Genomic DNA, 12,518 nt, shown 5'->3' with positions numbered 1-12,518 from the left:
GTCGAGGCGGAGCCGGCGGAGGGCGTCGAACAGGGGATTGTCGTCCGGGCGGGCGGCGTGGACGGATTCCTCGAAGGCGGCCAACGTCGTGGTGGGCCGCCGGCGGGCGCGTGGCTCGGGCTTCGCTTCCTTGCGGAAGAAAACAAGCGTCTGCCCCTTGAGCACCGGCCCGCAACCTTCCGTCAGGCGTATGCCGCCAAATCCCGTGATATCCACCCGGAGGAAGTTCGAGGCCACGAGCTGGCGGATGACGGCTTGCCATTCGGAGGCGGAGAGCTCCTTGCCGGCGGCGAAGGTAGGCAGCTGGTCGTGCCCGAAGCGGCTCACCTTATCGGTCGCGTTTCCGAGCAGCACATCCACCAGGTGGCCGACCCCGAAGCGTTGCCCCGTCCGAGCGACACACGACATCACCTTCTGGGCGGCGACGGTGCCGTCCCACTGTTCGACGGGCGTCGTGCAATTGTCGCAATTCCCGCAGGCCGCGTCGAGCGGCTGGCCGAAGTAGGTGAGGAGCACCTGCCGGCGGCAGGTGACGGTTTCGCAGTATCCGAAGAGCTGGTTCAGCTTGTGCTGCTCCACCCATTTTTGTTTTTCGTCGGCCTCCGAGCCCTCCAGGATCTTGCGCATCGTGACGATGTCCGCCAGGCTGTACGTCATCCAGGCGTCGGCCGGCAGGCCGTCGCGGCCGGCGCGGCCGGTCTCCTGGTAGTAGGCCTCGAGGGAGCGCGGGACGTCCAGATGGGCCACGAAGCGGACGTTCGGCTTGTCGATCCCCATCCCGAACGCGATGGTGGCGACGACGATCAGGCCTTCTTCCCGGATGAACCGGCGCTGGTTTTTTTCACGCGTCTCGCTGGCCAGGCCGGCGTGGTAGGGGAGGGCTTCGATGCCGTGATCGACGAGCCACTCGGCGGTTTCCTCGACGCTTTTGCGCGAAAAACAGTAGACGATGCCGGCCTCGCCCGGGTGCTCCCGCTGGATAAACGTAAGCAGCTGCTGACGCGGCGATTTCTTGGGGATGACCGCGTAGCGGATGTTCGGGCGGTCGAACCCGGTGACGGCCAGGCCCTCGGGCGGGATGCGGAGGCGTTCGAGGATCTCGCGTTGGGTGGGCTCGTCGGCCGTGGCGGTTACGGCGATGCAGGGGATGTCCGGAAAACGCTCGCGTAGGGAGGCGATTTGTAGATATTCGGGCCGGAAGTCGTGCCCCCATTGCGAGATGCAGTGGGCCTCATCGATGGCGAGGAGCGCGATCTGGAGGCGCCCGAGGAGGTTCAGGAAGCCCTCCGTCATGAGGCGCTCGGGGGCGACATAGAGGAGGTCCAGCTCGCCGGCCAGCGCCCGGCGGGCGACATCGCGCTGGGCCTCGAGGTCGAGGCTGGAGTTGAGGAACGCGGCCCGGACGCCCAGCTGGGTGAGGGCCGTCACCTGGTCCTGCATGAGCGCGATGAGCGGCGAAACGACGATGCCCGTGCCCGGCCGGATGAGGGACGGCAGCTGGTAGCAGAGCGACTTCCCGCCGCCGGTGGGCATGACGAGGAGGGTATGGTGGCCGGCGATGACGCGGTGCACGATCGGGCCCTGCCGGGGGCGGAAGCTGTCGTAGCCGAAAACGGCCTTTAACACGGCTTCAGGGGTCTGGCGAGTCGGATCGGGCACGGGGCAACAAGCGATGGGCAAGTGGACGAGGAAATCGCCCGTAAGATAGGGCCGGCGTGCCTCGTTCCACCACGAAGCGACTGTGAAGAGCCCGTCCGAGGAAACCCGGACTTCATCCGTTCATACAAGAGCCGATTTACTAGTAGAATCGCGTCCAACCCTCAACGTCCGTTCCCGTATGCGCCTGGCGCGCTCCACCTGGTTTCTGCGGCTTTTTGTGGCGATCTCGCTGCTGAGCCTGCTCCCGTCGCTCGTCGCCCCGATGGCGCGCGTGGGGCGGTATGCCGGCAGCGCCTATGGCGATTGGCTTCGCACGCAGCTTCGCGATACGCCCAGCACGGCGTTTGACACCGCCATCGACGAGGCCTTGGCCGTCGGGCCGAGGTCGCTTGACGCCTTTTTAGGGGCTTTTATCGAGGCCTACGGGGATCGGCAGGCACTGACTCTCGCGTTCACCGGGTCGGAGATCCGGGCGGACGATCTGTTGGATTTGTTGAGCCAGCGCTATAGCCGGCTCGTGGGAGACGCTGTCGTCCCCGATGTCATCATGAAAGCCGCGCCTGTTCGCGGGGCGCTTTCTGATCGGAGCTACCGTGCCGTCTTGCAGGCGGAACAGACGCTACAGCGGGTTGCCGTTCGCCATCTCGTGCTCCAGTTCGCCGAAACCGCGGCCTTTGCCTCGCCGCTTCGGTTGCTCACATCCCTGCAACCGCTCGGTCCCTAGGATCCACGCTGGTTGACCCCGGCTAATGGCTCGTGATGCCTTTTATGCCGTCGTTCAACCCCCAGGTTTATCCCCATATTAAACAGTCAGACCTGCCGGCGGCGGTGGGTGCTGGCATTATCTGGTTTTGTAGTATGAAAGAGAACGGATTTAAGACTACGCTCATCGTGGCGTTCCTGGCCCTGTGTGGATTCTATCTCTACCCCTCGGTGCGGACGTTTCTGGAGAACAGGAAGATCGCGGCGATGGCCGACGAGGCACGGGTTCAGTACGAAGACGAAAACTACGTGTCGCTGCGCGCCATGCGCGAGAAGTCGCTGAAGCTTGGCCTCGACTTGCTTGGCGGCATGCACGTCACCCTGGAGGTGCGTCTGGACGCCCTCATCCGCGAACTGGCGACGGATGTAGACGATACGTTTAACGAAGTGCTCGCCGAAGCGCGCGCGGAGTCGGTTAGCGGCAATTCCTCGATGATCGAGATCTTCGGGGCCAACTTCACCGCGCGGGATCCTGAAGCCAGGCTCTCCCGGTATTTCAGGGACGATGAGGCGAACATCACGCGTCGCTCGTCGAACGCAGAGGTGCTTGCCTATCTGCAGAGCGAGGCGGACGAAGCCGTACAGCGCGCCATCGAGATCATCCGTCAGCGCGTCGACCGGTTTGGCGTGAGCGAGCCGGCGATCCAGCTCCAGGGCACGCGCCGCATCGTGGTCGAGTTGCCCGGCGTGGACGATCCGGAGCGGGTTCGTTCGCTGTTGCGAGGTACCGCGCGGCTCGAGTTTCGGATGATGACGGATCCCGAAGACGTGCTCCGCTCACTCCAGCAGTTGATCGAAGCGTACGAGGAAGCCCCGGCGATCGCCGCTGCCGATACGAGCGCCGGCGATTCGACGGCCGTGGCTACCGCGGATACCGCGGAGGCCTCCCCCACGATCGACAACCTGCTCGACGAAACGGATGATGCGCTGGCGCCGAACAATCGCTTGCTGGCCATCATGCAGCCCTTTGGGCAGGGGGTCATCTACGGCACCGTTTCCGAGGCCGATACGGCGAAATTCAACGCCCTGAGTAAGGAAATACTGTTTCAGGATCAGCTGCCGGTGAATACCAGGCTGATGTTCAGTTCCGGTGCGGTCGGCATTGACCCCGATGGGTTCGAGCAGTTCTATGTACTGGGCGTCCGGGAGGAAGTGGAGCTGGATGGCAGCGTCATCACCGACGCGCGCGTCGAGTTCGACGAAGTGAACCGCGCGGAAGTGACCATGACGATGAACGCCGAAGGGGCGCGGACATGGTCGCGCCTGACCGGCGCCAACGTGGGGCGCAACGTCTCCGTCGTGATGGACAATGTCGTCTACTCGTTTCCCACCGTGATCGAACGCATCCCGAGCGGGCGGACATCGATCAGCGGGCTGGAGTCACGCGAGGAGGCGCAGGATGTCGTGACGATCCTCAAGTCGGGCGCGCTGCCGGCGCCGGTGGACATCGTGGAAGAGCGCACCGTCGGGCCGAGCCTTGGCGCGGCGTCTATCCGGGCCGGCCTCAACTCGGTGCTGGTCGGTCTTCTGATCGTGGCGCTGTTCATGATCTTCTATTACCGCACGGCCGGCATCGTCGCGGACCTGGCCCTGATCCTGAACATCGTGTTTATCCTCGGCATCCTGGCCGCATTCGGCGCCACGCTTACACTGCCGGGTATCGCGGGTATCGTGTTGACGATCGGTATGGCCGTCGACGCCAACGTGCTCGTCTTCGAACGCGTGCGAGAGGAATTGTCGACCGGGAAGTCCATGAAGGCCGCTATCGATGGCGGGTATTCGAAGGCCCTGAGCTCCATCCTGGATGCAAACATCACCACGTTTTTTGTGGGGATGATCCTATACTCGTTCGGCGTCGGGCCGATCCAGGGTTTCGCCGTTACCCTCATGGCCGGCATCCTGTCTTCGCTCTTCAGCGCAATCATCATCTCCCGCGTCGTCTTCGACTGGATGGTGGGCGAGCGCCGCATGAGTGTCAATTTCGGCTGATCCAACCGCCCGAGCCGCCTGCAGCAGCGGGCGAATCGGGGCACCACGACCATTCGGCCGGCGCCGTAGCGGCGCGGCCACTGACTTGAACCACCATGCGTATTTTTGAAAACGCCAACTATCAGTTTATGCGCAACCGCAAGATCGCCTACGCGATTTCGGGCGCCTTATTCGTGCTCAGCCTCGCGTCGTTGCTATTCCGGGGCCTGGAGGTGGGGATCGACTTCCTGGGCGGGATGGAGTTTGTCGTCGAGAGCGACCAGCCGGTGTCGACCGCCGAAGTCCGCTCGACGCTGGCCACCGCACTGGGTAGCGAGCCCGAGGTGAAGACGTTCGATGAGACGGGCCTGCTGATTCGCACGGCCTCCACGGGCGACATCAACGAGGTAGAGGCCCAGGTGCTCCGGGGCGTTAATGAGGCCGCCCCGGGCGGGACGCACCGGATCGTGAAGACCGACATCGTTGGCCCCCGGTTCGCCGAGGACCTCAAGCGGGGCGCGTTTTATTCGGTCATCGGCTCGCTCATCGTGATCTTCCTGTACATCTGGGTCCGTTTCCAGTGGAAAGTGGGATACAGCGTCGGCGCCGTCGCCGCGCTCGTCCACGACGTCGTGATCACGCTGGGAATGTTCTCGCTCATGCATCACCTGAACATCGTTCCGTTTTCGCTCCAGATCGATCAGACGATTATAGCGGCGTTCCTCACGATCGTCGGCTACTCGATCAACGACACGGTGGTTGTGTTCGACCGTATCCGCGAGTACACCACGATGTTCAAGACGGAAAACTACGAAAATGTGGTCAACCGATCCATCAACACCACACTGAGCCGCACTATCATTACCTCGGGCACGACCTTGCTCGTAGTGATAACGCTGTTTATATTCGGGAGCGAAGTGTTGCGGGGATTCGCCTTTGCGCTGCTATTCGGCATCGGCATCGGCACCTATTCCTCGATTTTTGTGGCGGCCCCCATCGTGGTGGAGCTTCGGAATCGGATCGGTGCACGATGAGGGAATCCTCCCCCACCCATCAACACGGAACTCACTCACCAATCGGACTCGCACGATGAATTACAGTGTCGAAGAGAAATACAACGCAGTCGTCATCACGCTGAAGGGTAACGTCATGGGCGGCCCGGACGGCGCGAAGCTGCACGACACGCTGAAAGAGTTGAAGGAGCAGGATAAAAAGAACGTGGTCGTCGATCTATCCAAGACCAAGTTCATGAACTCCAGCGGCCTCGGCATGTTGATCAGTGCGATGACCACGATGCGCAACGCCGGCGGAGACCTCCGCCTGGCGAACGTGGCCGATCGGATCCAGTCGCTGCTCGTCATCACGAAGCTGATCACGGTGTTCAAACACTACGACAACGTAGAAGACGCCGTTAGCAGCTACGCGGCATAAGCGTCTTCGTGTAAGTGCCGTTTCTGCGAGCGTCGGTCCGTGTGATCGGGCGCATCGCACGACCGGCGCGCGGCGCCTTGCCGCGCAACGATAGACGGCGCACTCGGGTGAACCGCCCGCGCGTGCCGTTGCCGGCGCACCGGTTTGAGGGGCGGCGAGGGTGACCTCGCCGCCTCCGTTTGTGTTTTAATCGAGACCATCATGCCTGTAAGCGTTGTAATCGGCTCCCAGTGGGGCGATGAAGGGAAAGGAAAGATCGTCGACCTGCTCAGCCAGGACGTGGACATTGTCGCACGCTACCAGGGTGGCGCCAACGCCGGCCACACGATTTGTTGGGGGGATCAGACGTTTGTCCTCCACCTCGTCCCCAGCGGCATCTTTCAGGAGAACGTGGCCTGTGTGATCGGCAACGGGGTGGTGATCGACCCGGTGTCGATGATGACGGAGATCGGCATGATCCGCGACCTCGGGTATAAAACGGAGGGCCGGCTCTTCATCTCCCACAACGCCCACCTCATCATGCCCTACCACAAAAAGATCGAGCAGGCGCGCGAGCGGTTTCGCGACGCCAACGCGATCGGGACGACGGGACGGGGCATCGGGCCGGCGTATATGGACAAGTTCGCGCGGACGGGCATCCGGGTGGTCGACCTCCTCAACCGCGACGTCCTCCGCCAGAAACTGAAGGACGCGATCGAGGAGAAAAACGAAATCCTCAGTAGCATCTACGGCGCCGAGCGGCTGGACGTGGACGCGATCATCGATGAATACGTCGAGTTCGATAAACTCATCGACCCGTACGTCCGCGACACCACGCAGTACCTCTGCCAGGCCCTCAAGGAAGGCAAACGCATCATGGCCGAAGGCGCCCAGGGATCGTTGCTGGATGTCGACTTCGGGACTTACCCCTACGTCACCTCCAGCCACCCGACGGTCGGCGGTTGCTGCACCGGCCTCGGCGTCCCGCCGACCGCCATCGACCGTGTGATCGGCATCGTGAAAGCCTACAGCACCCGCGTGGGTAACGGTCCTTTTCCGACGGAGCTGACCAACGACCTCGGCGAGCGTCTCCGGACGACGGGCCATGAGTTTGGCGCCACGACCGGCCGGCCCCGCCGCTGCGGCTGGCTGGACCTTGTCGCCCTCCGCTATACGTCGATGATCAACGGCTTCACCGAACTGGCCATCACGAAGCTCGACGTGCTCAGCGGGCTCGACGAACTCAAGGTGTGTGTCGCCTACCGCTATCACGGCAAGGAAACCACGCGTTTCCCGAGCGAGGTGCAAACGCTCGAAATCGTCGAGCCGGTGTACGAGTCGTTCCCCGGCTGGTCGGAAGACATCGTAGGCATCGACCGCTTCGAGGAACTACCCGGGACCGCCCGCACCTATCTGCAGTTCATCGCCGACCAGACGGAAGTAGGGATCAACATGATCTCCACCGGCCCGAAACGCGACCAGACCATTGTCAGCGACCAGCCGATCCTGGCAGCCCGTTGATGCGTTTCGGGTGTTGAGTTTGGAGGTATCCAACGGGCGTTAGCCATTCGTACGCGTAAACGTTGAACGTTCAACGCGTAACGTTCAACGCGTAACGATCAACGTCTTCCCGTCATGCAATCTTATCGCCTGTCGACGAACCTGAAGTACGGTCTCGTCCTGTTCGCGGTGTTGATCGCCGTTGCATCTCTCACCTACACGAGCCGGCTGGTCTCGCAGCTCCGAGCCCGGGAGCAGATGGTGATTCAGCTGTGGGCGAGTGCGCTCCAGGAGATCACGCTGACGCAGCTTGAGTCGATCAACCCGTTCCAGCCCGAGTTTGCCGAACTCGCGGCGATGCTTACCCGGGGAGAGACGGGGCTGCCTCCGGAGCAGGCCGGCGCCCTCCTGGATGCCATTCGATGGGCGCAGAGCATGCCGCCGGCCGGCGAGGCGAGTTTCATCGCCAATGCCTTCCTCCTGAGTGACGACATCCCCATCCCCTCCATCCTGGCGGACTCCAGCGGTCCGATTTCCTGGCGGAACCTCCCGGGTCAGATCGATTCCATGATGGTGAAGGATCGGGCGGGGGCGATGGAGCGCCTGTCCACGTTCCAGGCAGAGATGGACGCCGTCAATCCCCCCGTCCTGATCGAAATCGACGACGAGGACTTCGGCTCGTTTCGGCAGCACGTGCATTATGGGGAGTCGAGCCTGATCCGCGAATTACGCATCTTCCCGTACGCGCAACTGCTTTTTGTGGGCCTCTTCATCGCGGTGGGGTATTTCGGGTTTTCGTATATCCGCCGCAACGAACAGAGCAACCTGTGGGTTGGCATGGCGAAGGAGGCGGCCCACCAGCTGGGCACCCCGATTTCGAGCCTGATGGGATGGACGGAGCTGCTTCGGATGCCGGAGCTTGAGGCGGAGCAGCGAGAGGCCGCCGTCGACGAGATCGAGAACGACATCAGCCGGCTCAAGCGGGTCGCCAATCGGTTTTCCAACATCGGCTCGCGCCCGCAGCTGACGCCTACCGCGCTCGAGCCCGTGGTGACGGGGATGGTGGAATATATCCGACGGCGGACGCCCAGCGTGGGCCGGCAGGTGGGGCTGGAGGCGAATGTCGCCCCCGACCTTGTCGTCCCGATGAATGTCGAGCTCTTTGAGTGGGTCATTGAAAACCTGCTCAAAAATGCCCTGGACGCCATCGAGACAGACCAGGGTTCGATCACGATCGAGGCGTCGCGGGATGCCCGGTGGGTGTATGTCGATGTGCGGGATACCGGGAAGGGGATCGATCGCCGGCAGTGGAAAAACGTCTTCCGGCCGGGGTACAGCACGAAGAAACGGGGCTGGGGGCTCGGGTTGAGCCTGGCCAAACGTATCGTGGAGGAGTACCACGGCGGCAGCCTGGAGGTGACGCAGTCGCGTATCGGCGAGGGGACCACGTTTCGGGTCGCGTTGCCGGCCGTCGTTCAGGGGCGCTGAATCCGATCTTGCAACCCCTCCGGGTCGGAAGTGGAGACCGCGAGAAAAATGTCATCCGCCTGCCGCCAGATGACGATTTTCTGCGTCTCGGAATGCGGGTAGAGATCAACCTGCTGGTCGTCCGCAATCGCCGTGAGGATGCTGCGTTCCAGGAAAAGGCGGTCGGCGAAGCGGTCCAGCATGGCATAGGTGAAGGCGAAGACCACGACGCGTCCTGCGTCGGGGCCGTCGGCGTAGATGAGGGTAGGCACAAAAATATCGGGGGCCAGTTCGGTGACGCCGGCGCCCAGGAGCGGTGCTTCGGTTATGACCGGGGCCGATAGCCGCCAGTTGAGCCGTTCGCGGATAAACTGCTCCGCAACCGACGGCTCGGCCGTGGAAGTGTCCAAATGCGCGCTGTCGGCATGGTGGATGGCCAGCGATACCAGATTCGGGTCGGCGGGGCGGACGAGCCACTCGGATCCCACATACCCCAGGAGGCCGGCGCAAACGATGAGGGTAAGGGGGAGCGCCATACGTTTCAGGCGGTAAGTCAGCCCGCCGAGGCCAGTCCGGCTGGCCGGTCGACCTGTGGTGGCGGGCGCGTCCGTCAGGGTCTGGTTCAGGGGCGACGCGTTGAGCGTCGCCTTGATGGTGGGCTCGAGGGTGGGCGGCACATTCCCGAACTCGGCCTTGATGGCGCGGCGGAGCGTTGGCGGCGCCCACTCCTCGCGGTCGAAGGCGTCGAGCAGCTCGCGGATCATGGGCGAGGCCTGGGAAGCGATGGCGACCTGGAAGGAGGCGCGGGCGGCGTCGAGGTGCCGGCAGACGACCTCGCTGTCTTCGTCCAGCACCCGGGCGGCATCGGCGCAGGAGAGGCGTTCGGCGTCGCAAAGCATCAGGAGCAGGCGGTCGCGCTCGGCGAGCGAGGCATAGGCCACGGGTGCGGCGCTGCGGAGGAAGGGGTCCAGCAGGCGCTGTTTGATGGTCGGTTGCTGGGCGAAGAGGCGCGGCTTGTCGCCGGCGGCGTCAGTGTCGGTGGTCGGAGGCGCGTGATGGGCGGCGTAGAGGGCGCGCATCTTGGCAAAGAGCCACGAACGGTCGATGGGCTCGCCGGCATCGAGTGCGGCGAGGTAGGTCTCCTCCACCAGGCGCGCGGACTTTTCGGCATCGAGCGAAAGCACCTGGGCCAGCGTATACATGGCCTCCAGGTGGCGCAGCAGCTCTGTCGAGGTAGCGGCGTCGAAGCCATGTGATATGTCGGCAAAGAGAAAGGCGAACGGTGAAGCGGGCATGCGGTGAAGGAGATGCAGGTTAGATAGAGACGTCAAGCGCTAGCCAGGACATCCCACCGAAGGGACACGATACATCGCGTCCGCACCGTATGGCGTGTCCGTTCGAAATAGCGCAATCCATCATACAGTAATTCGGGGCGATCACCGATCTTCCAGAAACACGACATTGACCGGCGCGCCCTTTCGTATGCCGAGAAGCTCCGAGGCGTTCCCGGTGTTGACGGCAATCTCGAGGTGGTCGCTGCTGTCGAACAGCATGAGCGGTTCTCCGCCGGGGGCGTCGGTGTAGGTGCAGGCCACGTGGGCCAGGATGGTGGAGCCAACGTAACACTTGACGGCGCGGCCGCGCCGGCGGTCCTCGAAGAGGGTGCGGGTGATGTTGGTGATGCCATTTCCGAACCGGTCCACGTGTACGACCCATCCCTGGATGCCCTGCTGATCGTCAATCGGGAGGGCCCAGTGGAGCGGCTTGAGGGCCTCGATGGGAGTGCCGAGTTCACCCAGCGGAGTCCCGCGCAGGATGTGGGCGGCGACGGGTGCGAAAACGTCGCGCCCGTGGAAGGTGGCGCTGGGGGTGGGGGTGCGCCAGAACGCCGGCCGGTCCAGCACGACCCGTTCGTCTACCCGCTGCCCGGTGAGCACCAGCGAAAACAGTCCATTGTCCGGCCCGACGAACCAGCGGTCGCCGGAGCGGACGGCCACGGGCCGCCGACCGGACCCGACGCCGGGGTCGACCACCGCGAGGTGGACCGTGCCGGCGGGGAAAAACTCGACCGCGTTCCTGAGGATGTACGCCGCCTCCATGACGTCGAACGCGTCGATCGTGTGCGTGATATCAACGAGGCGAGCTTCCGGCACCATCCCGAGGATGACGCCCTTCATGCTGGCGACATAGGCGTCGCGCGCGCCGAAGTCGGTTGTTAAGGTTAAGATGCGATTCAACGTCGACTACCGATGAGCCCCGTGATAACGTGACGGGAAAGTACAAACGGGGGAGTAATTTGGGCGGATTGTTTTTATAAAGGGATGGCGTCACATAAACAGGCCCCTCCCCGAGTCAAGTACGGGGCAAGCTCTCGAACCGAGGAGGGGCATATCCCGGCTGCGATTTATCGCACCGGGATGGGGAGGAGTCAGCTTTCAGAATTTATTGAAAGCAGGAAAAGAACGGAACTGAACCCGGTTAATCCGGTCTGAACAGCAACCGCGGGCGAGGGATCCCGGGAGCCGGCCGCGTCCTTCGCCGCCACGATTTCCGCCTTCCCAGTGCCACTCCGCCGTTACCGACATGTCGCAGGCCGAACCCATCCCCACCACGTACAGCGCCAATCACCAGGAGGCCCTAAACCGGTTCATCCTGTTCTGGGGCGAAATGGCATCTCGTTGGGGCATTAACCGGACGATGGCGCAGATTCACGCCTTGCTGTATGCTTCGGAGGCGCCGCTGGACACCGACGAGATCATGGAGCGACTGCAGATCAGCCGGGGTAACGCCAACATGAACCTCCGCTCGTTGATCGGGTGGGAGCTGGTGCGGAAGGTCCACCAGCCTGGGTCGCGGAAGGACTATTATTCAGCGGAGAAGGACGTGTGGAAGATCACGGCGCGGATCATCAAGGAGCGGGAGAAGCGGGAGATCCAGCCGGTCATGCAGCAGTTGCAGGAGTGCCGGAAGATGTTGATCGCCGGCGAAGAGGCCGTCGACACCCCCGAGCGGCAGTTCGGCGAGCGGATCAACAACCTGATCGAACTGATGCAGGTGTTCGAGGGGTTCACCCAGGCGCTCTTCCCATTTATCAAGGAGCGCAGCATGAGCGACGCGCGGGAGCTGATCGAGCTGGCGAGGAACCTGGTGGCCCGCGAGGCCGACTAAACGGCGAACGCGGATGCCGGCCGATCGGACCTCGAATAACCAGGAAAAAGGCGCCCGCGGCGAGGACCTCGCGGCGGCGTATCTGGAGGGCAAGGGGTTCACGGTGGTAGAGAGGAATTACCGGGCGAAACGCGGCGAGATCGATCTCATCTGCCGGCACATCCAACACGGCCGGGTGGTGCTGGTGTTTGTAGAGGTGAAGATGCGGCGAGGGGTGGCGTTTGGCCGGCCCGAGGAGGCGGTCGACGCCCGAAAACAGGTCCGCATGGAAGCCGCCGCCGAGGCGTATTTACACCTGCGGGGACTGGGGGAGGTGGATTGCCGGTTCGACGTGGTCGGCATCCTCGCCGGCGAGCCGCCGCGGATCCGGCATTTTGTGGATGTGTTCGGGTTGTGACGTGAGGAGTCTCGGGTTACGGCCGCTGGGACGGCCTAACCCGAGCTACGACTTGTTTTTCCCTTTTCCCTTTTGCCTTTTTACTTGCCGCCAGGCCGATACTCTTTGGGCACCTCGTTCGCCATGCGTTCGTACGCGAAATACCCGTACACCGTCACCCCGTAAGGGTCGATGATCTCTCCGTTTT

General features: G+C 63.1%; 11 protein-coding genes. 8 read left to right on the top strand and 3 right to left on the bottom strand.

The genetic code is table 11. The features are described from left to right. Positions 1-1,659, bottom strand: a 1,659-nt coding sequence (gene recQ / locus SH809_07740; protein MDZ4699581.1) for a DNA helicase RecQ, incomplete at its 3' end; no start/stop codon positions are given. A gap of 178 nt (positions 1,660-1,837) precedes the next feature. On the opposite strand from recQ, the gene SH809_07735 reads away from it, so the two are divergent. The 6 genes from SH809_07735 (at position 1,838) to SH809_07710 (ending at position 8,787) form a co-directional block, all read left to right on the top strand. After that, a complete protein-coding gene (locus SH809_07735) occupies positions 1,838-2,383 on the top strand; it encodes a hypothetical protein (protein ID MDZ4699580.1) in 546 nt (181 codons plus the stop codon). A gap of 134 nt (positions 2,384-2,517) precedes the next feature. After that, positions 2,518-4,410 carry a protein translocase subunit SecD gene (secD, locus tag SH809_07730; GenBank protein MDZ4699579.1) on the top strand — a complete coding sequence of 631 codons (1,893 nt, stop codon included), beginning with the start codon at positions 2,518-2,520 and terminating at the stop codon, positions 4,408-4,410. Positions 4,411-4,505: 95 nt separating this feature from the next. Beyond that, entirely contained in the window at positions 4,506-5,423 is a 918-nt protein-coding gene (secF, locus tag SH809_07725; GenBank protein ID MDZ4699578.1) for a protein translocase subunit SecF, read from the top strand. A gap of 55 nt (positions 5,424-5,478) precedes the next feature. After that, positions 5,479-5,820, top strand: coding sequence for an STAS domain-containing protein (locus SH809_07720; protein ID MDZ4699577.1), 342 nt, complete (start codon positions 5,479-5,481; stop codon positions 5,818-5,820). A gap of 201 nt (positions 5,821-6,021) precedes the next feature. After that, a complete protein-coding gene (locus SH809_07715; GenBank protein ID MDZ4699576.1) occupies positions 6,022-7,320 on the top strand; it encodes an adenylosuccinate synthase in 1,299 nt (432 codons plus the stop codon). A gap of 114 nt (positions 7,321-7,434) precedes the next feature. Next, a complete protein-coding gene (locus tag SH809_07710) occupies positions 7,435-8,787 on the top strand; it encodes a HAMP domain-containing sensor histidine kinase (GenBank protein MDZ4699575.1) in 1,353 nt (450 codons plus the stop codon). Here SH809_07710 and SH809_07705 read toward each other — a convergent pair. Together SH809_07705 and SH809_07700 are read right to left on the bottom strand one after the other, a co-directional pair. Then, complete coding sequence (locus SH809_07705; GenBank protein ID MDZ4699574.1) at positions 8,775-10,061, bottom strand: hypothetical protein; 1,287 nt, start codon at positions 10,059-10,061, stop codon at positions 8,775-8,777. The two genes, SH809_07710 and SH809_07705, sit on opposite strands and share 13 nt — an antisense overlap. 141 nt (positions 10,062-10,202) lie before the next feature. After that, complete coding sequence (locus SH809_07700) at positions 10,203-11,003, bottom strand: SAM-dependent chlorinase/fluorinase (protein MDZ4699573.1); 801 nt, start codon at positions 11,001-11,003, stop codon at positions 10,203-10,205. 346 nt (positions 11,004-11,349) lie between these two features. Between SH809_07700 and SH809_07695 the strand changes: the two genes are divergently transcribed. Further along, positions 11,350-11,934, top strand: coding sequence for a hypothetical protein (locus tag SH809_07695; protein ID MDZ4699572.1), 585 nt, complete (start codon positions 11,350-11,352; stop codon positions 11,932-11,934). 13 nt (positions 11,935-11,947) lie between these two features. Beyond that, positions 11,948-12,331 carry a YraN family protein gene (locus tag SH809_07690; GenBank protein ID MDZ4699571.1) on the top strand — a complete coding sequence of 128 codons (384 nt, stop codon included), beginning with the start codon at positions 11,948-11,950 and terminating at the stop codon, positions 12,329-12,331. The last annotated feature ends 187 nt before the right edge of the window (positions 12,332-12,518 follow it).

The organism is Rhodothermales bacterium (genome assembly GCA_034439735.1).
In the GTDB taxonomy this organism is placed as follows: Bacteria; Bacteroidota; Rhodothermia; order Rhodothermales; family JAHQVL01; genus JAWKNW01.
This window is presented reverse-complemented; position numbering and strand designations above follow the sequence as displayed.